The 25471-nt window shown below is 67.6% G+C and carries 21 protein-coding genes; 10 read left to right on the top strand and 11 right to left on the bottom strand.

What is annotated here, in order from left to right; translation table 11 throughout:
- Window positions 1–68: 68 nt before the first annotated feature.
- Window positions 69–947 (bottom strand): tetratricopeptide repeat protein, encoded by an 879-nt coding sequence (locus GGR33_RS15115; RefSeq protein ID WP_183506608.1) that lies wholly within the window; start codon window positions 945–947, stop codon window positions 69–71.
- A complete protein-coding gene (gene ilvD / locus GGR33_RS15110; RefSeq protein WP_183506958.1) occupies window positions 934–2664 on the bottom strand; it encodes a dihydroxy-acid dehydratase in 1731 nt (576 codons plus the stop codon). Before ilvD ends, GGR33_RS15115 begins: the two co-directional genes overlap by 14 nt.
- Window positions 2665–3088: 424 nt before the next feature.
- On the opposite strand from ilvD, the gene GGR33_RS15105 reads away from it, so the two are divergent.
- From GGR33_RS15105 to GGR33_RS15080, 6 genes are all read left to right on the top strand, one after another.
- Window positions 3089–3829: a glutathione S-transferase gene (locus GGR33_RS15105; protein ID WP_183506606.1), complete on the top strand. Its 741-nt coding sequence runs from the start codon at window positions 3089–3091 to the stop codon at window positions 3827–3829.
- Window positions 3830–4189: 360 nt separating this feature from the next.
- The gene (locus tag GGR33_RS15100; RefSeq protein ID WP_183506604.1) at window positions 4190–4480 is read left to right on the top strand and encodes a hypothetical protein; all 291 of its coding nucleotides are present in this window, start codon (window positions 4190–4192) and stop codon (window positions 4478–4480) included.
- A 147-nt stretch (window positions 4481–4627) separates the two neighbouring features.
- On the top strand, window positions 4628–5329 hold the full coding sequence (locus GGR33_RS15095) for a carbonic anhydrase (RefSeq protein WP_183506602.1): 702 nt from the start codon (window positions 4628–4630) through the stop codon (window positions 5327–5329).
- Window positions 5330–5334: 5 nt separating this feature from the next.
- Window positions 5335–6879: a SulP family inorganic anion transporter gene (locus GGR33_RS15090; protein ID WP_183506600.1), complete on the top strand. Its 1545-nt coding sequence runs from the start codon at window positions 5335–5337 to the stop codon at window positions 6877–6879.
- Between the two features lie 223 nt (window positions 6880–7102).
- Window positions 7103–8692, top strand: coding sequence for a gamma-glutamyltransferase family protein (locus tag GGR33_RS15085; protein WP_183506598.1), 1590 nt, complete (start codon window positions 7103–7105; stop codon window positions 8690–8692).
- Window positions 8670–9596, top strand: a complete 927-nt coding sequence (locus GGR33_RS15080; protein ID WP_183506596.1) for a hypothetical protein — start codon at window positions 8670–8672, stop codon at window positions 9594–9596. Before GGR33_RS15085 ends, GGR33_RS15080 begins: the two co-directional genes overlap by 23 nt.
- Before the next feature lie 70 nt (window positions 9597–9666).
- Here GGR33_RS15080 and mutM read toward each other — a convergent pair whose 3' ends face one another.
- Window positions 9667–10554 (bottom strand): bifunctional DNA-formamidopyrimidine glycosylase/DNA-(apurinic or apyrimidinic site) lyase, encoded by an 888-nt coding sequence (mutM, locus tag GGR33_RS15075; RefSeq protein WP_183506594.1) that lies wholly within the window; start codon window positions 10552–10554, stop codon window positions 9667–9669.
- 348 nt (window positions 10555–10902) lie between these two features.
- On the opposite strand from mutM, the gene ubiE reads away from it, so the two are divergent.
- Both ubiE and ubiB read left to right on the top strand, forming a co-directional pair.
- Window positions 10903–11664 (top strand): bifunctional demethylmenaquinone methyltransferase/2-methoxy-6-polyprenyl-1,4-benzoquinol methylase UbiE, encoded by a 762-nt coding sequence (gene ubiE, locus GGR33_RS15070; RefSeq protein ID WP_183506592.1) that lies wholly within the window; start codon window positions 10903–10905, stop codon window positions 11662–11664.
- 128 nt (window positions 11665–11792) lie between these two features.
- Complete coding sequence (gene ubiB, locus GGR33_RS15065; RefSeq protein ID WP_183506590.1) at window positions 11793–13355, top strand: 2-polyprenylphenol 6-hydroxylase; 1563 nt, start codon at window positions 11793–11795, stop codon at window positions 13353–13355.
- A gap of 9 nt (window positions 13356–13364) precedes the next feature.
- On the opposite strand, the gene GGR33_RS15060 is transcribed toward ubiB, so the two are convergent.
- The 3 genes from GGR33_RS15060 to GGR33_RS15050 all read right to left on the bottom strand — a co-directional run bounded on the left by GGR33_RS15060 (window position 13365) and on the right by GGR33_RS15050 (window position 15318).
- Window positions 13365–14000: a Type 1 glutamine amidotransferase-like domain-containing protein gene (locus GGR33_RS15060; protein ID WP_183506588.1), complete on the bottom strand. Its 636-nt coding sequence runs from the start codon at window positions 13998–14000 to the stop codon at window positions 13365–13367.
- A 158-nt stretch (window positions 14001–14158) separates the two neighbouring features.
- Window positions 14159–14614: a tautomerase family protein gene (locus tag GGR33_RS15055; protein ID WP_183506587.1), complete on the bottom strand. Its 456-nt coding sequence runs from the start codon at window positions 14612–14614 to the stop codon at window positions 14159–14161.
- A 95-nt stretch (window positions 14615–14709) separates the two neighbouring features.
- Complete coding sequence (locus tag GGR33_RS15050) at window positions 14710–15318, bottom strand: TetR/AcrR family transcriptional regulator (RefSeq protein ID WP_284211321.1); 609 nt, start codon at window positions 15316–15318, stop codon at window positions 14710–14712.
- Between the two features lie 117 nt (window positions 15319–15435).
- Here GGR33_RS15050 and GGR33_RS15045 point away from each other — a divergent pair, with 117 nt between their 5' ends.
- Both GGR33_RS15045 and coaBC read left to right on the top strand, forming a co-directional pair.
- Window positions 15436–16398 (top strand): SDR family NAD(P)-dependent oxidoreductase, encoded by a 963-nt coding sequence (locus GGR33_RS15045; RefSeq protein WP_183506583.1) that lies wholly within the window; start codon window positions 15436–15438, stop codon window positions 16396–16398.
- Window positions 16399–16524: 126 nt separating this feature from the next.
- Entirely contained in the window at window positions 16525–17793 is a 1269-nt protein-coding gene (gene coaBC / locus GGR33_RS15040; RefSeq protein WP_183506581.1) for a bifunctional phosphopantothenoylcysteine decarboxylase/phosphopantothenate--cysteine ligase CoaBC, read from the top strand.
- A gap of 24 nt (window positions 17794–17817) precedes the next feature.
- Here coaBC and GGR33_RS15035 read toward each other — a convergent pair whose 3' ends face one another.
- The 5 genes from GGR33_RS15035 to GGR33_RS15015 form a co-directional block, all read right to left on the bottom strand.
- Entirely contained in the window at window positions 17818–18141 is a 324-nt protein-coding gene (locus tag GGR33_RS15035; protein WP_183506579.1) for a YdeI/OmpD-associated family protein, read from the bottom strand.
- Between the two features lie 89 nt (window positions 18142–18230).
- Window positions 18231–19715 carry a TIGR04222 domain-containing membrane protein gene (locus GGR33_RS15030; protein WP_246413159.1) on the bottom strand — a complete coding sequence of 495 codons (1485 nt, stop codon included), beginning with the start codon at window positions 19713–19715 and terminating at the stop codon, window positions 18231–18233.
- Between the two features lie 94 nt (window positions 19716–19809).
- On the bottom strand, window positions 19810–20997 hold the full coding sequence (locus GGR33_RS15025; protein WP_183506577.1) for a GGDEF domain-containing protein: 1188 nt from the start codon (window positions 20995–20997) through the stop codon (window positions 19810–19812).
- Between the two features lie 87 nt (window positions 20998–21084).
- Window positions 21085–22188, bottom strand: a complete 1104-nt coding sequence (locus GGR33_RS15020; RefSeq protein WP_183506575.1) for an HD-GYP domain-containing protein — start codon at window positions 22186–22188, stop codon at window positions 21085–21087.
- A 137-nt stretch (window positions 22189–22325) separates the two neighbouring features.
- On the bottom strand, window positions 22326–25463 hold the full coding sequence (locus GGR33_RS15015; protein WP_183506573.1) for an efflux RND transporter permease subunit: 3138 nt from the start codon (window positions 25461–25463) through the stop codon (window positions 22326–22328).
- Window positions 25464–25471 lie beyond the last annotated feature (8 nt).

The raw sequence follows: 25471 nt of genomic DNA, 5'->3' as shown, positions 1-25471 counted from the left end.
ACTGCGACGTCGGCGCGTCGGCCCTGGATTGCTTCGCTTTGCTCGTAATGACGGTGGGGTGACGTTTCTCAGCGCCGCCGGCGCGTCGATCCGGTCGACTGCACCTTGGCCATCGCCTCGGCCCGGTCCGCCTCGCTCGCCGCGCTCCAGGCCTTGTCGTACAGCTCGACGATCCACTCGTCGGAGCGGGGCTGCGCCCCGTCGCGGGCCAGCGCCAGCCAAGTCAGGCCGCGCACGGTCTGACGCGGCACGCCGACGCCGTTGAAGAGCAGGTCGCCGAGGAGCGCCTGAGCGGGCTTGTGGCCCTTCTCCGCGGCGAGGTTGAACCAGCGTGCGGCCTTGCGCGGATCCTGCTCGACGCCGTTTCCGTCGAGATAGAGCCGGGCGAGGTTGTACTGCGCGTTGGGCTCGCCGAACGAGGCGGCGTAGTTGAACATCTCGTAGGCGCGCTCCGGATTCGAGCGCACATAGGTGCCCTTGATCCCGTCGAGGAAATAGGCGCCGAGCGAGGTGAAGGCGCTTGCGACGACGCCGGAATTGCCGTTGTCCGGCTTGTCGTCGACGTCGTTGTCGTCGGCGATGCGCGAGAAATACTCGAAGGCCTTGAGGTCGTCGTGCGGCACGCCGTCCCCGTCCGCATACATGCGGCCGAGCTTCCACAGCGCCAGGGTCTGGCCCTGGTCCGCGGCGTATTCGAGGGCGCGCACGGCACCCTGCTTGTCGCCGGCATTGTAGTCGCGCACGCCCGAGCGCAGCGCGTCCTTGGCCGAGCGGTAGCTCTTGTCCGGGACGGGCGTGCGTGCAGTCGCGTCGAGCGACTCCGCCGGATAGGCGGCGAGCAGCATCAGGCCGGCGGCAGCGACGGCACAGGCTAGACGTGTGCGGAGCCGACCCGGATCGGCCCCCGCCGGCCGAAGCCGGCTTGGGTCAGTCCTAGATGTCCGCATAGGTGTGGATCTCCTTGGCCCCGCCCGGATGGGTGACGGCGCCGCTGACCGCGGGTCCCACGGTCTGCATGTATTTCCAGAGGTAGCCCGAGGTCGCGTCGTTGCTGCGCGGCTGCCAGGCCTTGCGGCGCTCGGCCATCTCTTCGTCCGATAGGGCGACGTCGAGGGTGCCCTTAATCGCGTCGAGCGTGATCACGTCGCCGTCCTTGAGCAGGCCGATCGGCCCGCCGATGGCTGCTTCGGGGCCGACATGGCCGACGCAGAAGCCGCGGGTGGCGCCGGAGAAGCGCCCGTCGGTGATCAGCGCGACTTTCGAGCCCATGCCCTGGCCGTAGAGCGCCGCCGTCGTCGACAGCATCTCGCGCATCCCAGGGCCGCCCTTCGGGCCCTCGTAGCGGATGACGAGCACGTCGCCTTCCTTGTAGTCGCGGTTCTGCACGGCGGCGAAGCAGGCCTCCTCGCCGTCGAAGACGCGGGCCGGGCCGGTGAAGACCTGGGCCTCGGGCGGCATGCCGGCGACCTTCACGATCGCGCCCTCGGGAGCGAGGTTGCCCTTGAGGCCGACGACACCGCCGGTGACCGTGATCGGCTTGTCGGCCGGGCGCACCACGTCCTGGTCCGGGTTCCAGGCGACCTTGGCGAGGTTCTCGGCGATGGTGCGGCCGGTGACTGTCAGGCAGTCGCCGTGCAGGTGGCCGTTGTCGAGGAGCGTCTTCATGAGGAGCGGGATGCCGCCGACCTCGAACATGTCCTTGGCGACGTAGCGGCCGCCGGGCTTCAGGTCGGCGATGTACGGCGTCTTGCGGAAGATCTCCGCGACGTCGAACAGCGTGAACTCGATGCCGCATTCATGCGCGATCGCCGGCAGGTGCAGGGCCGCGTTGGTCGAGCCGCCGGAGGCCGCGACGGTGGCGGCGGCGTTCTCGAGCGACTTGCGGGTGACGATGTCGCGCGGGCGGATGTTCTTGGCGATCAGTTCCATGACCTGCTGGCCGGCGGCGGCGCAGAATTGGTCGCGGATCTCGTAGGGCGCCGGCGCGCCGGCCGAATAGGGCAGCGCCAGGCCGATCGCCTCGGAAACAGTCGCCATGGTGTTGGCGGTGAACTGCGCGCCGCAGGCGCCGGCCGAGGGGCAGGCCACGCGCTCGAGTTCGTCGAGATCGTCGAGGCTCATGTCGCCGACGGCGACCTTGCCGACAGCCTCGAACAGGTCCTGAACGGTGACCGGCCGGCCGCGGAACGAGCCCGGCAGGATCGAACCGCCATAGATGAAGATCGACGGCACGTTGAGGCGCACCATGGCCATCATCATGCCGGGCAGCGACTTGTCGCAGCCGGCGAGGCCGACCAGCGCGTCGTAGGCGTGGCCGCGCATGGTCAGCTCGACCGAGTCGGCGATGACCTCGCGCGACGGTAGCGAGGCGCGCATGCCGCCATGGCCCATGGCGATGCCGTCGGTGACGGTGATTGTGCAGAATTCGCGCGGCGTGCCGTGGGCGGAGGCGACGCCCTTCTTCACGGCCTGGGCCTGGCGCATCAGCGAGATGTTGCAGGGCGCGGCCTCGTTCCAGCACGAGGCGACCCCGACGAGCGGCTGGTGAATCTGCTCGGTCGTGAGGCCCATGGCGTAGAGATACGAGCGGTGCGGGGCGCGTGCGGGCCCCTCCGTCACGTACCGGCTCGGCAGCTTCGACTTGTCTGTCACCCGCGCGTCCATGGTCTCGTCCGAACTGCTTTTCACCCGTGTCCGGCGCCCCCCGACGCCGGTCGAAATTGTCCTTTACGGCCAAGCTTTTCCCAGTGGCGCATTCACCCTTGGAACGGCTCGCGACGCAGCGGTAAAATACTGACACGACAGCCATTTACCGCGGGACTTGAGGTGGCCTCGGTTTATGGCGCAATAGCGGCGTGGCAGCGGGCGGGCTGAGGCAAACTCGGGATGGTTTCGCGGTGTGTCGGACCCGCAACAGCCGAGCTTCCCTCCTGCCCGGTTCCGACCGGTCGCGTGGCCTTGGGCACGGTCATATGGGGAGAGCGGGAGGCTCCCGCTACGCATGCCTCCGGAGCGCGCGATGCGCGTGGGACCGGATCGCCGTGAAACCTCGGGCGTGCTTCCGGCTTGACCCGCCTGGAGGTGCCGAATGGGCTACGAGCTTCACTACTGGCCGATGATCCAGGGGCGCGGCGAGTTCGTGCGCCTCGCCCTGGAGCAGGCGGGCGCCGACTATGTCGATGTCGCCCGGCAGCCGCATGATGCGGGCGGCGGCATCGACGCGATGATGGCCCGGATGGGCGACGAGCCCGGTTCATCAGGAAATTTTCGGCCGCCCTTCGCCCCGCCCTTCCTCGTCGATGGCGACCTCGTGATCGGCCAGACGGCCAACATCCTGCTCTATCTCGGCCCGCGCCTCGGCCTCGTGGGAACGAGCGAGGCCGACCGGATCTGGACCCACCAGATCCAGCTCACCATCGCCGACGTCGTGCTGGAAGCGCACGATACCCACCACCCGATCGCGGTGATGGATTATTACGAGGAGCAGCGGCCCGAGGCCGCCAAACGCGCCAGGGACTTTCGCGAGAACCGGATACCGAAATATCTCGGCTGGTTCGAGCGCGTGCTCGCGCGCAATCCGGCCGGGCCCGGCCGCCTCGTCGGCGATGCCGTGAGCTATGCCGACCTCTCCCTGTTCCAGCTCGTCGACGGCCTGCGCTACGCCTTCCCGAAGGCCAGCGATCGGGGCCTCGCCGACATGCCCCGGGTCACGGCGCTCGTGCAGACTATGGGTCGGTTGCCGCGGATCGCGGCCTACCTCGCCAGCGACCGGCGGATCGCTTTCAACGAGCAGGGGATTTTCCGGCGGTATCCGGAACTGGATGGTTGAGGACGGCCACGCCGGGCCGAAGGCGGAGTCGCCATCCCTCGCCGCGGCCCGTCCGCGCCGCCCTGCTGCGAAGCGTTGCCGCAGGGAAGGATTATTCCGGCAAATCGATCATCGCGCCGATCATATGAACGATAGTACAGATCGAGCTTAAATGGTTGGCAATGGGGATTAAGCTCGATTTACCTCATCCGACTGTCGTGTGACAAAGCATCATATCGGTTTCTTCGTGTCGGCAGGATTAAAATAGCCCGACATATACTGTGAGTTATCTCACCTTCATCTCGCGTCTTGGTGAATATGTTTGTCTCATCGGCGCAGGAGCGGTTTCCGCGCCGGATCCATCCAAGGAAGGATATTGGGATGAAACGCCTCGCGAGCCTCTGTCTGATGGCGGTCGCTCTCGCCATGCCCGTTGCGGCTCAGGCCGGTGGTGCAGATGGCAGCCGCCAGGCCGCCGGCGGTGCCTTCATGAGCACCTACGTCAACGATCCGTATCACGACCCGCGCTCGCTCCATTCGCAGGATCGCGGCACCGGGCAGATCCTCGGCGCGCCGATGTACCATGACGGGCCCCGGGCGGTGGTCTCCCGCCGCAATGTGGTCGATCCGCACTGGTCCTCGGGCCGCCTGAGCGGACGCGCCGTCCGCTAACCGACCTCACCGTCTGACCAAGACCCAACTCGCGCGGCGCTGCCGTGTGGGTTCGGGTGCGTGCGGGCGCACCGTGCCGCCACGACGCATCGCAGACCGGCTTCCGGGCCGGACCATCCGCATGATCTCGACCCCGAAAGGACCCGCGTGGACAGCATCATCAAGGGGCTCGCGAGCTTCCAGGACACCGTCTTCCCCGGCCAGCGCCGGATGTACCAGCAGCTCGCGCGGGACGGTCAGAGCCCGAGCGCGCTCATCATCGCCTGCGCGGATTCCCGCGTCGCGCCCGAGCACATCACACAGGCCGGGCCGGGCGAGCTGTTCGTCACCCGCAACGCCGGCAACATCGTCCCGCCCGCCTCCGAGCATGTCGGCGGGGTGTCCTCGGCGATCGAGTACGCCGTGGTGGCGCTCGGGGTGCGCGACATCGTCGTGTGCGGCCATTCCCATTGCGGCGCGATGAAGGGGCTGATGAATCTCGGCGCGCTGCAATCGATGCCCAACGTCGCGGCCTGGCTGCGGCACGCCGAGGCGGCGCATCGGATCGTCTGCGAGGCCTATCCCGAGGGGCTCGACCCCGAAATCCGCCACCGGGCGCTCGCCCTCGAAAACGTGGTGGTGCAGCTTGCCAACCTGCGGACCCATCCGAGCGTCGCCAGCGGCCTCGCCAGGGGCACACTGCGCCTGCATGGCTGGTTCTTCGAGATCGAGACCGGCGCATTGCTGGCCTATGACGGCATCTCCGGGCGCTTCCTCTCGGTCGCCGAGGAGGCGGAACTGCCGGTGGCCCAGGCGCCCGCGATGCGGGTGGCGGTTCCCGAACTCGCCCTGCCCGCTGCAGCGGAGTGAGCCCGATGCAGCTCGCCCGCGGCTTCGACGCCTTCAAGCAGAATCTGGGGCGGAATCTTCCCGCCTCCTTCGTGGTGTTCCTCGTCGCGCTGCCGCTCTGCATGGGGATCAGCATCGCCTCCGGCGTTCCGCCGGAGAAGGGGCTGATCACCGGTATCGTCGGCGGCATCCTGGTCGGGCTGATCGCCGGCGCGCCGCTGCAGGTGAGCGGCCCGGCGGCCGGCCTCGCGGTGATCGTGTTCGAGTTCGTGCGCACGCACGGCTTCGAGGCGCTGGGGCCGGTCCTCGTGCTGGCGGGCATCCTCCAGCTCGTCGCGGGCGGATTGCGCATCGGCAACTGGTTCCGGGCGATCTCCCCGGCGGTGGTGCACGGCATGCTCGCCGGCATCGGCGTGCTGATCGTGCTCGGGCAGATCCACGTCCTCACCGATGCGGTGCCCCTCCCGAGCGGCCTCGACAACCTGATGGCGATCCCGGTCGCGGTGTTCGAGGCCTTTTCCGGCGGCAACCGCCTGAGCGCGGTGATGGTCGGGCTCGCCACCATCGCGGCGATGCTCGCCTGGGAGCGCTTCCGCCCGACCCGGCTGAAGCTGCTACCCGGCGCGCTCATCGCGGTGCTGGCCGGTACGCTGCTCGCGAGCCTCGGCGGACTCGACGTCAAGCGGATCGAGGTGCCCGAGGCCATCCTCTCGACCCTCGCCCTACCCTCCTCCGAGGCCTGGGGACGGCTCGCCGAACCCGCCATCCTGGTGATGGCGCTCACCATCGCCGCGGTGGCGAGCGCGGAGAGCCTGCTCTCGGCGGCTGCCGTCGACCGCATGCATGATGGGCCGCGCACCCGCTACGATCGGGAACTCGGCGCGCAGGGCGTGGGCAACCTCGTCTGCGGTCTCATCGGCGGCCTGCCGATGACCGGCGTGATCGTGCGCTCCTCGGCCAACGTCCAGGCCGGCGCGGTCAGCCGGGCCTCGACGGTGCTGCACGGCATCTGGATCCTGGCCTTCCTCGTCGCCCTGCCCTGGGTGCTGACCATGGTGCCGACGGCGGCGCTTGCCGGCATCCTGGTGGTCACGGGCTGGCGTCTGGTCGGCCCGAGCCACGCCTTCCACCTGCATCGCCGCTACGGCTGGGTCACCGTCGGCATCTGGTTCGTGACGTTGGTGACCGTGGTGGCCACCGACCTGCTGACCGGCGTGCTCACCGGCTTCGGCCTGAGCCTGCTCCAGTCGCTCCCGGCCTTGCGCCGCGGCCGGCTGCGGATCGAGGAGGTCGAGGCGCCGAAGCAGGAGGGCGTGCCGGAGCTGCGGCTTTCAGGCGGCGCGACCTTCCTGCAGCTGCCGGGGCTCACCGAGGCCCTGGAGCGCACTCCGGAAGGCGGCGAGGTCAGGCTCGCCACCCGCGGCCTCTCGGCCATCGACCATACCTGCCTGGAGGTGATCAGCGACTGGGCGAACCGCCGCGCGGCCTCCGGCACCCGCATCGCGGTGGTCGGCGGCTCCGGCGCCCCTCACGATCGCCTCGCCGCGGTGGTCGCGAGCCCGGCGCACTGAAAACCGGGCACCCCGGCGACCGTCGCCGGGGTGCCCGTCGGCATGGCTCTCCCGGGGCGCGCGACCCTCGCGTGCCCCTCTCGATTCCTGACGACGCACGCACACGCAACCGTGTCCTGCGCAAGCACCTGCATCGGTGGCGCGCCGCCGACGGCGCGCTTATGGGAGCCTGCGAGAACCCGGGCGATCCTGGCAGCCCGGAGCCGTCAGGAGTGCCGCGATCGTGAGAGACTTTTCCCGCCCCGGCCGTTCCCCGCTCCATGCCGCCAACGCGGCGGTGGCGACCTCGCATCCGCTCTCGACCCTCACGGCCATCGACGTGCTGCGCTCCGGCGGCAATGCGGTGGATGCCGGCATCGCGGCGGTGGCCGTGCAATGCGTGGTCGATCCGCTGATGACCGGCATCGGCGGCGATTGCTTCGCGCTCTACGCCCCGGCCGGCGCCTCGGTGCCGGTGGCGCTCGACGGATCGGGTCGCGCGGCGGCCGCCGCGACGCCGGATTGGTACGCAGAGCACGGCGTGACCATCGACGCGGAATCGCCCCATGCCGTCACCGTGCCCGGCGCGATCGCGGCCTGGGCGCGGCTGGTCGCCGACCATGGCACCCGCTCGCTCGGTGAGCTGCTGCAGCCGGCCATCGGCTTCGCCGAGAACGGATTTGTGGTGCAGCCCCGCGTTGGCTGGGACTGGCTGCGCTGCGTGCCGCGCGTCTCGCACGATCCGGACGCCGCCGAGGTGTTCCTGCCCGGCGGCCGGGCGCCGGCCATCGGCAGCCTCTTCAAGCAGCCGCGCCTCGCCGCGACGCTCCGGCGGATCGCGGAAGGCGGCCCGCAGGCCTTCTACGAGGGTGCCATCGCCGCCGATATCGTCGGCAAGCTCCAGCGCCTCGGAGGGTTGCAGACGGAAGAAGATTTCGCGGCGGCCAAGCCCGACATCGTGACGCCGATCTCCACGCGCTACCGCGGCTACGACGTCTACGAATGCCCGCCCGCCGGCCAGGGGCTCGCGGCCCTGATGATGCTCAACGTGCTCTCCGGCTACGATGTCGGCGCGCTCTCGGAGCTCGATCGCCTCCATCTCTTCGCCGAGGTGTGCAAGCAGGGCTACCACCACCGTGACGCTCTGTTCGGCGACTTCGACCTCGCGAACGTCCCGGTCGAGCACCTGCTCTCCGATGCCTGGCACGCCAGGGCGCGCGGCGACATCGACATGGCCCGCGCCCGCGAGCCGGTGCTCTATCCCGAGGCGGCGCAGACTGTGGCGCATCGCGACACGGTCTACCTCTGCGTGGTCGACCGCGACGGCAACGCGCTGTCGCTGATCAACTCGCTGTTCCAGGGTTTTGGCTCCGGCATCCTCGCGCCCGAGAGCGGCGTGCTGCTGCACAATCGCGGCCTGTCCTTCCGCACCGAGGCCGGGCACCCCAACAGCATCGGCCCGCGCAAGCGCCCGATGCACACGATCATCCCCGGCCTACTGATGAAGGACGGCCGCACGGTCGCGCCCTTCGGCGTGATGGGCGGCCACTACCAGGCGATGGGCCATGTCGAGCTGCTGACCGGCCTGCTCGACCGCGGCCTCGACGTGCAGGAGGCCCTCGATGCCCCCCGCAGCTTCGCCTATGGCGGCGGCCTCGAAGTGGAAGACGGCGTGCCGGAGGCGGTCTTCACCGGCCTGCGGGAGCGCGGCCATCCGGCGATCCGCGCCCCCCTCCCCCTCGGCGGCGGCCAGATCATCTGGATCGACCGCGCGGCGGGGACGCTGGTGGCCGGGTCGGACCCGCGGAAGGATGGGATTGCTATGGGGTGGTGAGGGTGTCGGATCAATGTACGCGCTTGTTCGTCTGACATTATCTAGCGATGAGATTTTGGAGATATCTGATGCTGATTTTAGAGACTTAAAGAATTCTCGTGAAATTCTCACGAATGCATTGCATATTGAAGCGAATTTCTGTGCTGTATGCGAGTCATACAAATTAATTGAAATAAATTATTTTAAAACTTCTCTTGATGCCATGATCTACAATTGGCCCACTAACGAAGATTTCTATCGAACTAAATATGAATACAATGCCTTGATGATCGCTGCGCTTGCAACGGTTAGATTATATACCATTTCAATAGAAAATCATGCCGCCAAGATTATTGGAAAAGAATTGGCGACGAAAAAGATAAAAGAAATAAAAGAGAAAAAATTAAAAACAGTCTTTGAATACCGCGCGATGGAAGCCATAAGAAATCTTTCGCAGCACAGTGGATTCCCTGTTCATAATTTTTCCATTGGGTCCGAGTGGATTGGCGATAAGAACTTGGCTTCTACCGAGTACTTCTTTTGTGCTGACGAGGTTTCGGGCGGTCGAAAATTTGAGAAAGAGATTATAGACGAGATTAAAGAGCGTGGAGGTCGTATCAACTTGCGTGACTGTTTCAGGGTATATTTTAATGCTCTGTGCGAATTACATACAGAAGTCAGAGATTTAATATCAGAGAGCGTCCAGCGCGCTGAAGGTTCGCGGAAAGAAATGGGGAGGCGGTGGCAATCGCAATTCGATGATAAGAGTCTTGTTGGAGTCGTTGCATGTAAAATGGAAAGCAATTTGCTTGATAAATCTATTATGCCAGTTTACTTAGAGGCATTTGGAGATAAAAATCGAGAGCATTTAAAAATGAAAATGTCGTCTTTCGCTCACATGGATAAAAGAGCAATCAAACTCTAGTAACAAACTTTTCCGGAAGTTGACTTTCGGTGTTCGGCTTTGAGCAATAGTGGCGCACTTCAATTTTTGACTATGCCTGACAAACCTCACAAAAAAACGTCGACCGTCCCGACTGCACGATCCGCGCAACATGCCCCCGGCATCCCTTCGCCGTGCAGACCAGTCCCGCCCGGTCATACACCCGAAAACTATGCTGGAAGGCCCCTGCCCCGCCGTCGGGATGGGCGTAGTCGCGGAGCGTCGAGCCGCCCGCCGCGACGGCCTCGGTGAGGACGGTCTTGATCGCCTTGGCGAGGGCATTGGCCCCGCGCGTCGGTGAGCCGTCGGGCTTGGCGAGCGTTCCGGCCATGGCCTGCGGGTGCAGGCGGGCGCGGTGGAGGGCTTCGCAGACGTAGATGTTGCCGAGCCCCGCGATCAGTCGCTGGTCGAGCAGGGCGGCCTTCAGCGGCGTGATGCGGTGCCGAAAAAGGCGCGCGATCATCGCGCCGGTGAGATCGTCGCCGAGCGGTTCGATGCCCATGGCGGCGAAGTGCCGGCACGCGGCCAGCGTCTCGGTCGGCGCCAGATCCATGAAGCCGAAGCGGCGCACGTCGTTATAGGTGATCGTCGCGCCGGAATTCAGCGCCATTACCACGTGGTCGTGCTTCGCGTTGCCGAGCGCGCCTTCGAGGTAGAAATCGCCCGGCGAGAGGTTCGAGCCGTCCGGTAGCGCGACGTCGAAGCGGCCGCTCATGCCGAGATGCATGATCAGGCTCTCGCCGGAATCGAGATGCGCCGTGAGGTATTTGGCCCGGCGCGCCAGCTCCGTGACCGTGCGGCCTTCGAGGCGCTTCGCAAAGCGCTCCGGGAAGGGAAAGCGCAGGTCCGGCCGTCGCAGCGTCACCCGCGAAAAGCGCGCGCCGACCATCGCCGGCTCCAGGCCGCGCCGCACAGTTTCGACTTCGGGAAGCTCGGGCATTCTTTTGGGACTTATGGCTTAGTTATAGGAAATGTTTCACGTGAAACGCGGGGGCAGGTCTCACGGGCTGACACCGGTCCTCCCTCCCCATCCCCTCATCCTGAGGTGCGGACGCGAAGCGGAAGCCTCGAAGGAGGGCTCCAGCCAGCCGCGCGATCCCTGGAGGTCTCCTTCGAGGCTTCGCTGCGCTACGCACCTCAGGATGAGGGGGTGGGGTGGGATGAAGGGGATGGGCGGGACGCCCGTGTTTCGTCGGTCCGGTTCATAAGCGTTGTGCCGCGGCTTCTCCACATGGCGATCCCGCGGCGCATTCGCTATGAGCGGCGTGGCTAGAGCGGATGGGACGGCATGAGCGCGGCTGAGGACGGCACGGCGGATTTCGGCTTCGAGCGGGTGTCGCTCGCCGAGAAGCAGGGCCGGGTGGACGACGTTTTTCGCTCCGTGGCCAAGCGCTACGACCTGATGAACGACCTGATGTCGGGCGGGCTGCACCGGGCCTGGAAGTCGCATCTCATCGGCATGCTGCGGCCGGGCCGCAACCGCCCCTTCCGCCATCTCGACGTGGCCGGCGGCACCGGCGACATCGCCTTCCGCGTGCTGGAGGCCGGCGGGCCGGACACCGACGTCACCGTGCTCGACATCAACGAGGCGATGCTGCGGGTCGGGCAGGAGCGGGCGGGGACGCGGTTTTCCGGGCAGATCGAGTTCGTCACCGGCAATGCCGAGAGCCTGCCGCTCCCCTCGAATACCTTCGACGCCTACACCATCGCCTTCGGCATCCGGAACGTGCCGCGGATCGACGTGGCGCTGAAGGAGGCGTTTCGGGTGCTCAAGCCCGGCGGGCGGTTCCTGTGCCTCGAATTCTCGCGGGTCGACCTGCCGATCCTCGAAAAGATCTACGACGCCTATTCCTTCCACGTGATCCCGCGCATCGGCGCACGGGTGGCGGGCGACAAGGAATCCTACAAGTATCTGGTTGAATCCATTCGAAAATTCCCCTCCCCCGGCCGGTTCGCGGCGATGATCGAGGAGGCGGGGTTCTCGCGGGTGACGCACCGGGTGCTGTCGGGGGGGATCGTGGCGATCCACTCGGGCTGGAAGGTGGCTTGAGTGGGCTTGTCCTTTCCGCCGTCATTGCGAGCGCAGCGAAGCAATCCAGACTCACACCCGCAACGGCAAGGCGTTGGCCCTGGATTGCTTCGCTGCGCTCGCAATGACGGGTGCGGAGGGCTGGCCCGTTGCTAGGCGGCATCTTCCATCTCGTCCGCGGCGTGCATGTCGGCTTCGTGCTGGCGCGCGAGGGCGGACTGGCGCTGATCGATCCGGTCGAGCTGCCGCCGCATCTGCGGCTCGCGCTGAAGGTCGGGCGCTCGCTGGAGAAGCGGGGCGTCGCGCGGGATGCCGGCGCGAGCCCGCTGGAGCGGGCCATGACCCGGCTTGGGCCGTCCTACGTGAAGTTCGGGCAGTTCCTGGCGACGCGGCCCGACATCGTCGGAATGGCCGCAGCGCGCGATCTGGAGCGGCTGCAGGACCGCGTGCCGCCGTTCGCGCAGGGCGTGGCGATCCGCTGCGTCGAGCAGGAGCTCGGCAAGCCGATCTCGGCGCTCTTCGTCTCGTTCAGCGAGCCGGTGGCGGCGGCCTCGATCGCGCAGGTGCACAAGGCGCAGGTGCTCGACAAGGACGGCACGCTGCGCGACCTCGCCGTGAAGGTGATGCGCCCCGGCGTGCGCGCGCAATTCGCCCGCGAACTGCAGGCCATGCGCTTCATGGCGCGCATCGTCCACGCGATGCTGCCCGATGCCGAGCGGCTGCGCCCGCGCGAGGTGGTCGAGACGCTGGCCCGCTCGGTGATGATGGAGATGGACCTGCGGCTCGAGGCCGCCGCCATGTCCGAACTCGCCGAAAACACCAAGGGTGACGACGACTTCCGGGTGCCGCGCCCGGAATGGGAGATGACCTCGCGCAACGTGCTCAGCTCGGAATGGATCGACGGCATCCGCCTGAGCGACCGGGCGCGCATCGTCGCCGACGGGCACGACATCAAGGCGCTCGGGCGCTCGGTGATCCAATCTTTCCTGCGCCAGGCGATCCGCGACGGCTTCTTCCACGCCGACATGCATCCCGGAAACCTGTTCGTGGACCGGAACGGCTGCCTGACGGCGGTGGATTTCGGGATCATGGGCCGGCTCGGCATGGCCGAGCGGCGTTTCCTGGCGGAGATCCTGCTCGGCTTCATCATGCGAGACTATCGCCGCGTGGCGCAGGTGCATTTCGAGGCGGGCTACGTGCCGCGCCACCACTCGGTGGACGATTTCGCGCAGGCCATCCGCGCCATCGGCGAGCCGATCCACCAGCGCCCCGCCGACGAGATCTCGATGGCGAAGGTGCTGACGCTGCTCTTCGACGTCACCGCGCTGTTCGACATGAGCACGCGCACCGAGCTGGTGATGCTGCAGAAGACCATGGTGGTGGTCGAGGGCGTCGCCCGCTCGCTCGACCCGCAGCTCGACATGTGGACCGGCGCCGAGCCGGTGGTGAAGAGCTGGATCGCGCGCAATCTCGGGCCGATCGGGCGGATCGAGGGCGCGGGCCGCGCGGCGCTGGCGCTCTCCGACGTGATCGCCGACATCCCCGACATCGCCCAGCGCATCCGCCGGATCATGGTGCGGCTCGACGAGGAGAGCAGCGAGGAGGCCCAGCACCTCGGCACGCTGGTGAAGGCCGAGAAGCAGCGCGCCATCTGGTCGACGCTGGCCTTCTGGGTGATTGCGATCGGGGTGCTGATCCTGGCCTTGAAGTAAGGGGCTGGCTCAGCCGATCAGCTCGACCGTATCCCGAACCACCAGGACCTGCCCATCGCTCAAGGTGCGGTAGGCCAGCCCTTCGCGCTCGCAGAAGGCGATCTCCTTCTCGACGTCGTCCGATTCCGGATGGTCCGAGCGGTAGTGTACGGCAACCTGGAAGGGCACCAGCCCGAGGCCATCCCAGACGATCTCGCCGGGGTAGCCCTCCGGAACCTCGTTCGGATCGTCCACCGCCTCGATCCCGCGCAGGCTCGGCGTCGCCGCGACCGTGGCCGCGCTAAAACCGCCATAGACGATCGTGTCCTCCGCGAGCCGCTCCTTGATGATCCGGTCGAAGCCGCTGAGCCGCATGGCGCGCATCAGCACGAAGGTATTGCCGCCGTTGATCCAGACCATGTCGACATCGCAGAGCGCCGTCCGCAGGGCCTCCGGCTCCCGGAAGAAGTGACGCAGGTCGAGCTCCTCAACCCGAAACCCGAGCGCCGACAGCTCCTGCGACTGGTCGGCTTGCCAATGGCCGCGTGAGGAGGTGTCGCCGTCGAGCGCGTTCATGATGAGGGCGACCCGGCCTTGCCTCGGCGCAAGGTCCACGAGAGCCGATGTCGCGTCGCCGAGGCCGAGGGAGGACAGGTAAAGGCGCATGGAAGGCTGCGTTTCTCCGGCTAAGCCTTGTTCGTCGAGTGGCTGACCAGTAGCCGCCAGCCCAAACCGTTGCCGGCCCTACGTCGCCAAGGCAGTCTCCCCCCAAATCGGGCGAGGAGATGCGCACCGCCGGACCGACCGGCCGCGCCTCGCCGCCGTTAGAGTTTGAACGTCCCGCGGCTCGTCCCGAGGTCGGCGAGATAGGCCTGCAACTCCTCCGGTAGCGCGTCGAACCAGGCCTGTTCCTCACCGGGTTTCGGCAGGACGTGGCCGTATTCGACCATGTCCGTGGGTGCGAGGTTGCAGAGATACACCCAGATCTCGCTTTCCCTGACCCGCGTGATTCCCGCGACGGCACGCATCATTGCGAGCATCATCTCCTTGCGGACGGATTCGGGCCGACCCGCGCGGATGTCGCCGCGGATCCAGATCTGCCCGTCCGCGCGGCGGCCGCCGAGGAAGCGCGTCGTGCCGCCCTCGTCGATGACGACCTGCACGAAGTAGATCGGCGCGCCCGTCGCCTCCGAATGGATGCGCGAGATCGCCTCCGCCATCTCCGCCTTCTGCCCGTCGGAAAGCAGGCCTGCCGGCACGGCGCACACGTAGGTCGGCATGGATACCCTCCCTGGCTCAGGCGGCCGCCCGTCTCCGCGAACGGTAACTCATCGCTGTGAAGCAGATGCAGGTATATACTTGTATATCGTTTACCTCAAGATCGTTCGAGATCGGCGCGACGGGCTTCCGTGCGGAGCCCGTCAAGCAGCACGTCGACCATGAGGACTGCCGACCGCTTCCAATTCTGAGCCGGGCTCAAGTTCGCGACGCCGGCAATCGCGCGCAGCAGATCGAGCGGCTCCATGTGCATGCGGATCTCGCCCGTCTCGACGGCGGCGGTCACCAGCGTGTCGAGCGCTCCCCTGACCTTCGCGGACGACTCGCCATAGAGCGTCTCCGTCCCCCCAATCAGCGTCTTCAGTGCTTCTGACATGCCCTGCTTCGACGCGAGATACTCGACGAAGATCCGAAGCCATTCGCGCAAGGCTGACACCGGCTCCAGCTCTCTCGACAGCTGCGCGGCACCCGACAGCAGGGCTTCCGTCTCCTGCCGGTAGACGGCCTCGACCAGGGCGTCGCGCGTCGGGAAGTGTCGGTAGAGCGTGCCGATCCCGAGCTCGGCATCCCGTGCGATCTGGTCCAGACTCGCGGAGGCGCCCTTCTCGGCGAACACGCGCTTGGCCGCCTTGATCAGCCGCAGCCGGTTTCGTTCGCCATCCGCACGCAGCTTGCGGGTCGGGCTCGGTCCCTCGACATCGGTCACGCGACAGCCACGCCTTGAAAACGGAGGATACCTCCGCATATTAATCGGAGCCACCCTCCGTATAGCATGGGAGCGGGTGGCGGACACTCGCCCGAAACCTCGCGGGACCTGCATCCGATGACAACACCGTTCAACGCAAAATCCTCGGCCGACGACGTGCTGGCGGGGATCGATCTCACCGGGAAGCGGGTGCTGGTCACCGGCGTGTCGGCCGGGCTCGGCGTGGAGACCGCGCGCGCCCTCGTCGCCCATGGCGCGCGGGTGACCGGCGCCGCGCGCGATCTCGAAAAGGCGTCTCGCGCGCTCGCCAGGTCGGGGGCCGAGACCGTCTCGGTCATCGCGCTCGATCTGGCGTCGCTGACGAGCGTTAGGACGTGTGCCGACGCCCTGCTCGCGGATGGGCGCGCCTTCGACCTCGTGATCTGCAATGCCGGAGTGATGGCTCCGCCGCTCGGGCACACCGAAGACGGCTTCGAGACGCAGTTCGGCACCAACCATCTCGGTCATTTCGTGCTCGTGAACCGAATCGTGCCGCTGCTCTACTCCGGCGGTCGTGTGGTCAACCTGTCGTCGGCCGGCCATCGCTACAGCGACGTCGATCTCGACGATCCGAACTTCGAGCGGACGCCCTACGACCCGTGGATGGGATACGGTCGCTCTAAGACGGCCAACATCCTGTTTTCGTTGGAGTTCGACAGGCGCCACAAGGCGCAGGGCGTTCGTGCGACGGCAGTCCATCCAGGCGGCATAGCGACGGAGCTGGGGCGCCACGCCTTCGCCGAGCCCGGCGCGCTGCAGAAGCGCGTCGACGAGCTCAATGTCGAGCGCGCCGCGATCGGAGCGCCGCCCTTCGAGATGAAGAGCGTGCCCCAGGGAGCCGCTACGTCGGTCTGGGCAGGCGTCGTGGCTTCCGCGGACGAGGTTGGCGGGCGCTATTGCGAGGATTGCCGTGTCTCCCCGCTCCTCACGGGCGAGCCGTCGAACGCGATGACTGAAGGGGTAAGGGCCTATGCCCTCGATCCCGAGCGGGCGGCGGCGCTCTGGGCAAAGAGCGAAGAGCTCGTCGGCGAGCGTTTCTGATCGACCGCCGCGGCAGATGAGGCACCGGCGTTTGCTGGCGCGACGGCGATGTCGGCTGAGGGAGATCGGTCCGCCGCTTGCTCTACGACCTTGACGCCACATCAAAAATTCCGCCGTTGTCTGCCGATGTCCCAGTCTCTCTCCGGCCGGCGCGTTCTCCTCATTATAGGCGGCGGCATCGCCGCCTATAAGGCGCTCGACCTGATCCGGCGGTTGCGCGAGCGCGGTGCCGCGGTGCGGCCGATCCTAACCAAGGCGGCGCAGGAATTCGTAACGCCCCTGGCCGCCGCGGCGCTCGCCGGCCAGCGGGCCCATACCGACCTGTTCGACCGGGCCGACGAGGCCGAGATCGGGCATATCCGGCTGGCGCGGGACGCCGACGCGGTCGTGGTGGCGCCGGCCACCGCCGACCTGATGGCGCGGATGGCCGGCGGCCACGCGCCCGACCTCGCCTCCACGGTGCTGCTGGCCACCACCCTGCCGATCCTGATCGCACCGGCGATGAACGTCCGGATGTGGCAGCACCCGGCGACGCAACGGAACCTCGCGACGCTGACCGGCGACGGCGTCTCGGTCGTCGGCCCCAACGACGGCGCGATGGCTGAGGCCGAGCACGGGCCGGGCCGCATGGCTGAGCCGGGCGAGATCGCCGATGCCCTGGAGACGATGCTCACGGCGCGCAGCGAGCGCGGCGGGCTTGGCTTCCTGGCTGGACGCGCCGTTAAAGGCTCGCTCGCGGGCAAGACGGTGCTCGTCACCTCGGGGCCGACGCACGAGCCGATCGACCCGGTGCGCTACCTCGCCAACCGCTCCTCGGGCCGTCAGGGCCACGCCATCGCCGCGGCGGCGGCAGCGGCCGGGGCGCGGGTGACGCTGGTCTCGGGGCCGGTCTCGATCCCCGATCCGGCCGGCGTCGCGGTGATCCGCGTCGAGACGGCGCGCGAGATGCTCGCTGCCGTCGAGGCCGCGCTGCCGGCCGACATCGCGGTCTTCGCTGCCGCTGTCGGAGACTGGCGCCCGGCCGAGGCGCGCGGAGGCAAGATCAAGAAGGACGGATCGGCGGTGCCGCCACTGACGCTGGTCGAGAACCCCGACATCCTTGCCACCATCGCCGGCCGCACCGAAGGCCGGCCGCCCCTCGTCGTCGGCTTCGCGGCCGAGACGGACGATGTTCTCGACAATGCGCGGAAAAAGCTTGCGAAGAAGCGCTGCGATCTCCTTGTCGCGAACGACGTCTCGCACGAGGGCGGTGTCATGGGTGGGGTCGAGAACACCGTCCACCTGCTCGGCCGCGACGGCGCTCTCGACACCTGGCCGCGGCTCGGCAAGGACGAGGTCGGCAAGCGGCTGGTGGCGCGGTTCGCGGAGCTTCTGAGCAAGGCGCCGCCAGCGTGAAGAGCTGACGCTTTTGCGTCTCCATCAGTCTGCAGACGAGCCACCCTTTCCTCGCCGATCGATCAGCACCGCCTGTTGCCAACGGCTCGGAGCCTTGTCGGTGCGGTGAATGCAGCCCGCCCAGCAGCATGGCCGCTTCTTTCCTTCCGAGATTTCCTCGCAGGTTCGCTCGATCCGGCGTTGCCGCGTCGCCGTCTGCTTCGCGTCCTCGACCCAGCAGATGAACTCGTTCCGGCCAAGCGGCGTCAGGCTTTCCCAGAGCTCATAGACCCCCGGAACCGATCGCACGGCCGCCTGGAGGTCTTCGCCGGCCTCATGGACCGTACCGTGCAGAAATGGGTTTGCCACGAAGCCTCCATGTGACGGAGCGACCGTCCTATCCCGGACCATCGCATGGATTATCGGCTTTCGAGCCGCGCGCCGCAGCAATCAGCTCCCTAATCCCCACCGCCTCCGCATCCGCCGCAGCCCCCTCCCCCGCAGCCACTGCCTCCGCCGTCGCCGCCACTGCTGCCACAGCCCGAGCTGCCGTCGCCCGCTGCGCGGAGGTGGCGTCCATAGGCCTCGTAGGGTGTGCCGGCGAGGATCGCAGCGCCGCCCAGCGCGAACGCGAACAACAGCTCTCCCTCGAGAGGCGCGCGTGCCGCCCTGGCATGGCGTTGGCGAAAGCCGGAGAGCACTCTGTCGCCGGCTCGGGTGCGCTTCGGCGCCTTCACCAAGGCAAAGACCGTCAGCACCAGGAAGACCAAGGACATCGCGAACAGGAATCCCACCGGCTTGCCCCGCGACAGGCCGACGAAGATCTTGGTCAGGCCGAGCGCGAAGACCGGAGCGACGCAGAGAAGCGTCCAACCCTTGATCCGGCTCGTCACGTCCTGACTCGGCACGAGCGAGGATCGCACCAGGGTCTCGCGGACCACCTCGAGACGCGGCGCCAGAGCGGCGACGAGGGTCTTCCGCTTCACGGTACCGGCGACCACGCCGCGATACGGTTCCAGGATCCTGGGAAGGCGGACCCCCTGTTCCTCGACCGTGATGTCGCCGCTGCCCGTCGAAAAGCTCGCGGCGCCGGCATCGATCAAGCCGATGATGACGGCGTCGGCGGCCCGGCCGTTGCCGCCGGCGAGCAGGGCGAGCTCGACCGGATCGAGGTTCGGCGCCGTAGGGGCGCGGCCGCCGCTCACCAGGACGGCGCGGCCGATCAAGGCCAGCATCAAGCCGGCCACGATGAGATTGGCGTAGAGCGTGAGGAACGGGCCGGCCGTCCAGTCGAGGACGCCGAGCGGTATGGCCGAGGCCGGTCGCGGCGTGGCGCAGAGCCCCGCTGCAGCCAGGACGATCGCCGATCCGGCGCGGGCGAACCATCCGCGCCAAGCCGGTCGCCGCAGGGTCAGGACGCGGTCGCCGTCGACGATGCGGTAGCGGGGCCTGCCCCGGAACCGGTCATGGGTCGCGGGCCAGTATCGCTGATCGGGTGGCCCGAAAAAGGCTTCGTAGCGCGCGAGCGTCTCGGCGTACTGCATGCGATACCTTCCCTGTTCGGAGGGGCCGCCTTCGGTCGGATCGTGGTGGAGCCGTTGCCGGAGCACGCTGCCGCACCAGGCCTCCCAATAGTCGCGGGAATAGGTCAGGTGCTGGTGCCAGACCTCGTCGACCTCCTCGCTCGGGGTGACGGGCGTCTCGAACACCATCGCCAGGAAGCAGAAGCGGCGATACTCGGCGACGGCGCCGCGGGCGAAGTCGAGGCTCCAGCCGCGGTCTCGGGCGAGGCGTCCGGTAAAGTCGAGAATGTGATCGGGCCGCTCGAACGGATGCGTTTCGATCCGCTGGAAGAGATCCCGTTGCTCCGATGTCCAAGCAACGCGCTCGACCTCATGCAACGCCATGTCTGCCGAAGCGTGGACCGAGCCGGGATCGACCATGCCCCGATGATACCATATCGGGCGTGCGGCGTTGAAATTGCTGCGCTTTCCGCGCCCGGTCTTGACGATCCGGTGATTCGCGACAGCGAGCCGCTCAGGCCGAGCGGCGATCCGCGGCCTGTTCGGCGTCATCGCCGTCGCGGGTCTTGCGCGTCGCGAGCGAGCAATGCCCCTTGCCCGTCGACTTGGAGCGGTAGAGCGCGCGGTCGGCAGCCTGGAGCAGGCTGGTTAGGTCGTCGCCATGGTCCGGCGACAGCGCGATGCCGATGCTGACGCCGATCCGGGCCGTGCCCGCCTCCGCAAGGGGATAGGGCTCGGAGATCCTGGCGATCAGCCGCTCGGCGAGCGCGATGAGTTCCGCCCGGCTTCTGTCCTCGCAGAGCACGACGAACTCGTCTCCGCCGATCCGCGCCGCCAGGATGCCGCGTCCGGCCTCCGCGCGCAGGCGCTCGCCCACCATCCGCAGGAGATCGTCGCCGACGGCGTGGCCGTGGGTGTCGTTGACCACCTTGAAGCCGTCGAGGTCGAGATAGAGCAGACCGATCGAGCCGCGCCGGATGGCCTGCAACGCCTCCATGGCGGCGCCGAGACCCGATCGGTTCGAGAGTCCGGTGAGCGCGTCGTGGTGGGCGCGGAAGCCGTTCTCGCGCTCGGCCCGCATGGTCGCGACCATCATCCGGTTCAGCTTGAACGCCGCGATGGTCATGGTCAGCAGGTAGAACGGGATCTGCAGGAAGGTGATCATCATGATCGGCTCGCCCGCGAAGGCGGCCCCGAGGCAGCAAGGCCCGAGCGTCAGCGCGATCATCAGGGCCGTCAGGCGCGGCGCCGCGAAGTTGCGGAAGCAGGTGCCGCCCACCATCGCGGCGGCCGAGAGGCAAGCAAGGGTCGCCGCGACCCAGTCGCCGCTCGTGACGCTGAGGAAGGTTCCGAGCCCGAGGCTCGCGGACCAGGCCAGCGCCAGGACGAGATTGAGGTCGGTGGGCGTGCGACGCCTCTGCGCCGCGGCCCTGTGCGCGATGACCAGGACCACCAGACGGGCCGCGCAGATCGCGATCTCGAGCGCGAGCCAGCCGAAGATCGCCGGATGCGGGATGTGGTAGGCGATGACGGTGGCGACGGTAATGGTGTTGGCCACACCGCCGGCGAAGATCGGCAGCGTGCCGTAGAGGCTGCTGATCAACGCGACGCGGATCTCCCGCGGAATGTCGGGACCCGCATAAGCGAGCCAGCGCGTGAAGCGCCAGCGCGGCAGGCTGAAGGTGAGCGGGTTGTCGCGCATGGTAGCCCGGGACGGCCGTGGATTCTGGTTCCCGAACGAAGCGGCATCCACTCGCCGCGCGTCGGGTCGACCGTATGTCTGCGATCCTTACGAAACGGTTTGCGCGATCGGTGCAGGTGCCGCGGGACGCTCGCCGTCTGCCCGGAGGATCACGGGCACGTAGGCGCGCAGCAGGTCGGCATCGAGCTGGCCGGCCATGCCCTCCATGATGCGCCGGGCCTCACTGCCGGAGAGGGCGGGGCGGTAGGCGCGGCGCTCGGTGAGGGCCGAATGCACGTCGCAGATCGCCACGAGGCGCACGAGGTCGCCGATATCGGCGCCCTTCAGGCCGTCGGGATAGCCGCTGCCGTCGAGGCGCTCGTGGTGGTGGCGGACCACGTCGAGGATGGCAGAGTCATAGGCACCGTCCAGCGCGAGCAGATCGGCCCCGATCGACGGGTGCTCGCGCATCACGCGCATCTCGTCGGGCGTTAGGGGGCCGGGCTTGTCGAGGATCGCCGCCGGGGTGTGGGCCTTGCCGATGTCGTGCAGCAGGGCGGCTTGTGCGAGGCGATGGCGGTCGCGACGGCCGAGGCCGAGCTCGGCGGCGAAGGCCGCGGCGAAGCCCGCCACGCTGAGTGAATGCTCGTAGACGCCGATATGGTGCCTGCGCAGGCGGTCCAGCCAGGCGCCGATGCCGGCCTCGGACACAGCGACGAGCACGATCTCGGTGCCCTCCTCCGCGTCCGCCACGCTCGGCGGGCGGCCGGAGACGGCCGCGTCGAACAGGCCGGAGACGAGGGAGGTGGCGGTTTCGACGCGTTTGCCGAGGCGAAGGCTGGTCGCGTTCGACGATTGGGCCTCGTCGATGAGCTTCAGCAGCGTCGGGACGATCCCGGCCGAGCGCGCTCCCGCGGGGATGACCGTCGGAGACCCGAAGCGGCGAGCCTCGGGACCGCCGACGCTCTCGCCATGGCGGGCGACATAGAGGCACGGCACGGCATCGAGGCGCGTACGCTTGGCGAGCGTTTCGCCCCAGCCGGTGTTGGGTAGCCCTTCCACGAGGTCGACGAGAAAGGCGAGCGGCGGCTGGGACGGCAGCGCCCGGCCCGGCTCGATCACTTGGCACGGACGGATCAGCCCGATCGCGCTGGCAAGCCTGTCCGCCCGCTCACGGCGGTCCGAGACCAGAAGGACACTCGCTTCGTGCATGGGGCCGTCATACGCCCAGTGGCCCCGGAGCCTGGACGGAACGTCGGATCCGCAAGGGGAGGCCCGCAGGATTAACCCGCGATGGTTTATGAAGACTCAACGGACGCCGACTCAAATGCGGCGTCAAGTCCCCTTGCCTACTCCGCGGCCACGCGAGGGCCGTAGACCCCGGCCTCGTTCGCTGCATGGCCCGGCGGATAGAAGCCCACCTCGTCCTCCGGATCGTCGCGCTCGCCGACGAAGCGGCTGAACAGCCGCACGAAGAGCCGAGACAGGTCGTCGACCAGGATGAAGATCGCCGGCACGAAGATCAGCGACAGGCCGGTCGAGACGATCAGGCCGCCGATCACCGCCACCGCCATCGGCGCGCGGAACTCGCCGCCGATGCCGAGCGCCATCGCCGAGGGCACCATGCCCGCGGCCATGGCGATGGTGGTCATCACGATCGGCCGGGCGCGCTTGCGGCCGGCATCGACGATCGCGGTGATCCGGTCGACGCCGCGCGCCATCTCCTCGACCGCGAAGTCGATGAGCATGATCGCGTTCTTGGTGACGACGCCCATCAGCATCAGGATGCCGATCACCACGGGCATCGAGATCGGCATGTTCATGATCAGCAGGCCGAGGATCGCGCCGCCGATCGAGAGCGGCAGCGAGAACAGGATGGTGAGCGGCTGTAGGAAGTTACCGAACAGCAGCACCAGCACGCCGAACACCATCATCAGGCCGGCGCCCATGGCCATGGCGAAGCCCTCGAAGACCTCGCCCATGATCTCGGCGTCGCCCGTCTGCTTGATGGTGACGCCCGGCGGCAGGTTCTTGGCGGCGGGCAGCGCCATCACCTGGCCGATCAGGGCGCTCAGCGCGTCCGAGCCCTGCAGGTCGGCCTCGATGGCGACGCGGATGGCGCGGTCGTAGCGGTCGACCGCGGTGGGGCCGCGCCCGAGGGTGATGTCGGCGACCGTGGAGAGCGGCACCGCGGCGCCGGCCTTCACCGGCACCTTCAGCGATTCCAGCTCGGAGAGCTTTCCGCGGGCAGCGTCCGGGAGCTGCACGCGGATCGGCACCTGGCGGTCCTTGGCGTTGAACTTGGCGAGGTTCGCCGCGATGTCGCCGATCGTGCCGACGCGGACGGTATCCGCGATCAGCTCGGTCGAGACGCCGAGATCGGCCGCGACGCCGGGCTTCGGCGTGATGCGGATCTCGGTGCGGTCGAGGGGCGCCGTCGACATCACGTTGACGAGGTGGGGCACGCCTGCCGCCTCTCGCTGGAGGCGCGCGGCGACGTCGGCCACGGCCGGGTAGTCGTTGCCGGAGACAATGAGCGCGAATTCGCGCTGGCCGCCCTCCTTCAGGGACCAGAATCGGATGTCGGGTACCTGCCGCAGGATGTCCGAGACCTTCAGGTCGATCTGCTTCTGCGTGAGGTGGCGTTCGTTCTTCGGCGTCAGGTTGATGGTCAGGCTCGCGAGCCTGACTTCCTTCTTGCCGGGAAGCTGGCGACCACCATCGACGAAGACCGAGCGGACCTCGGGCATCTTGCGGATGGTCTCGACGATACCGTCGGTGATCGTCTTGGTGTCGTCGAGGCGCGCGCCGGGCGGCAGTTCCACCACGAACATCGTGCGGGCCGCATCCTCCGCCGGGATGAAGCCGGCAGGCAGCAGCCCGGCCGATAGGATCGAGCCGGCGAAGCAGGCGATGCCGAGGACGAGCGTGATGTACTTGTGGCGCACGGACCAGGCGACGACGCGGGCATAGGCGCGCAGCACCGGGCCTTCTTTTTCTTCGTGGCCATGGTCGCGGAGGAAATACGCGGCGAGCAGCGGCGTGATCAGCCGCGCGACCAGCAGCGACATGAACACTGCCGCGGCGATCGTCATGCCGAACTGCTTGAAATACTGACCAGCGATGCCGGGCATGAAGGAGACCGGCGCGAAGATCGCGATGATCGTCGCGGTGATCGCGATGACCGCGAGGCCGATCTCGTCCGCCGCCTCGAGCGCCGCACGGAACGGCGACTTACCCATCCGCATGTGTCGGACGATGTTCTCGATCTCGACGATGGCGTCGTCGACCAGGATGCCGGTCACCAGCGTGATGGCGAGCAGGCTGACGGCGTTCAGCGAGAAGCCGAGCGCGCTCATCACCCAGAAGGTCGGCAGCACGGAGAGCGGCAGGGCGATCGCCGCAATGAGCGTCGCGCGCCAGTCGCGCAGGAACAGGAACACCACCACGATGGCGAGCAGAGACCCCTCGATCAGGCCCATCATCGCCGAGTGGTAATTGCCGATCGTCCCGGTGACGCTGGTGTCGATCACGTCGAAATGCACGCCCGGATTGGCCTCGTGCAGCTCGGCGATCTTCTTCGCCACGGCCACCGAGACCTCGGCGTCGCTGGCCCCGTTCGAGCGCGAGATCGCGAAGGCGACCACCGGCTCGCCGTTGAAGCGGGCAAAAGTGCGCGGCTCCTCGAAGCTGTCGACCAGCGTCGCGAGTTCGTCGAGCCGGACCTTGCGGCCGCCCGGCAGCACGATCGAGGTCGCACCGAGCGTGTCGAGGCTCGCCGAGCCGCCGAGCAGCCGGATCGACTGCTCTCCGCCGGCGAGCTCGCCGCGACCACCCGCCATGTCGGCGGAGGTCATGCGGACCTGCTTGTTCACGTCGGCTGCGGTGATGCCGAGCGCCAGCAGCCGGTCGGGCTTCAGGGTGATGCGGATCTCGCGGGCCACGCCGCCGAGGCGCTCGACACCACCGACGCCCTTCACGCCCTGAACCTGCCGCGCGACGACGTCGTCGACGTACCAGGACAGGTCCTCCGGCGTCATGGCGGGTGCCGAAGCGCCGTAGATCATGATCGGCAGGCCGGCGATCTCGACGCGCTGGATCAGCGGCTCGTCGATGGTTCGCGGAAGGTTGATCCTGATCTTGTTGATCGCCTCCTTCACGTCGTTGACGGCGCGATCCTGGTTCACCTCCAGGCGGAACTCGATCGTGGTCGCCGAGATGCCTTCGGAGATGTTCGAGATGACGTGCTTGACGCCCTTCACCCCCGAGACCGCGTCCTCGACCCATTTCGTGACCTGGGTCTGAAGCTCGGACGGCGCGGCGCCGGATTGCGTGATCGTCACCGAGACGATCGGGATGTCGATGTTCGGGAAACGGGTGATCGGCAGCGAGCGGAAGCTCACCAGGCCGAGCACCATCAGCACCATGAACAGCACGAGCGACGGGATCGGCTTTCGGATTGCCCAGGCCGAGACGTTGAGGCGCATCGTTCGGC

The organism is Methylobacterium brachythecii (assembly GCF_014196345.1).
Taxonomy (GTDB): Bacteria; Pseudomonadota; Alphaproteobacteria; order Rhizobiales; family Beijerinckiaceae; genus Methylobacterium; species Methylobacterium brachythecii.
The sequence above is the reverse complement of the archived record's forward strand: the minus strand, read 5'-3'. Positions and strand labels throughout refer to the sequence as shown.

Coding starts and splice junctions, on each gene's coding strand:
- GGR33_RS15115 (WP_183506608.1), bottom strand. CDS start 947: ATGCGGACATCTAGGACTGACCCAAGCCGGCTTCGGCCGGCGGGGGCC.
- ilvD (WP_183506958.1), bottom strand. CDS start 2,664: ATGGACGCGCGGGTGACAGACAAGTCGAAGCTGCCGAGCCGGTACGTG.
- GGR33_RS15105 (WP_183506606.1), top strand. CDS start 3,089: ATGGGCTACGAGCTTCACTACTGGCCGATGATCCAGGGGCGCGGCGAG.
- GGR33_RS15100 (WP_183506604.1), top strand. CDS start 4,190: ATGAAACGCCTCGCGAGCCTCTGTCTGATGGCGGTCGCTCTCGCCATG.
- GGR33_RS15090 (WP_183506600.1), top strand. CDS start 5,335: ATGCAGCTCGCCCGCGGCTTCGACGCCTTCAAGCAGAATCTGGGGCGG.
- GGR33_RS15080 (WP_183506596.1), top strand. CDS start 8,670: ATGGGATTGCTATGGGGTGGTGAGGGTGTCGGATCAATGTACGCGCTT.
- mutM (WP_183506594.1), bottom strand. CDS start 10,554: ATGCCCGAGCTTCCCGAAGTCGAAACTGTGCGGCGCGGCCTGGAGCCG.
- ubiE (WP_183506592.1), top strand. CDS start 10,903: ATGAGCGCGGCTGAGGACGGCACGGCGGATTTCGGCTTCGAGCGGGTG.
- GGR33_RS15060 (WP_183506588.1), bottom strand. CDS start 14,000: ATGCGCCTTTACCTGTCCTCCCTCGGCCTCGGCGACGCGACATCGGCT.
- GGR33_RS15055 (WP_183506587.1), bottom strand. CDS start 14,614: ATGCCGACCTACGTGTGCGCCGTGCCGGCAGGCCTGCTTTCCGACGGG.
- GGR33_RS15045 (WP_183506583.1), top strand. CDS start 15,436: ATGACAACACCGTTCAACGCAAAATCCTCGGCCGACGACGTGCTGGCG.
- coaBC (WP_183506581.1), top strand. CDS start 16,525: ATGTCCCAGTCTCTCTCCGGCCGGCGCGTTCTCCTCATTATAGGCGGC.
- GGR33_RS15030 (WP_246413159.1), bottom strand. CDS start 19,715: ATGGTCGATCCCGGCTCGGTCCACGCTTCGGCAGACATGGCGTTGCAT.
- GGR33_RS15025 (WP_183506577.1), bottom strand. CDS start 20,997: ATGCGCGACAACCCGCTCACCTTCAGCCTGCCGCGCTGGCGCTTCACG.
- GGR33_RS15020 (WP_183506575.1), bottom strand. CDS start 22,188: ATGCACGAAGCGAGTGTCCTTCTGGTCTCGGACCGCCGTGAGCGGGCG.
- GGR33_RS15015 (WP_183506573.1), bottom strand. CDS start 25,463: ATGCGCCTCAACGTCTCGGCCTGGGCAATCCGAAAGCCGATCCCGTCG.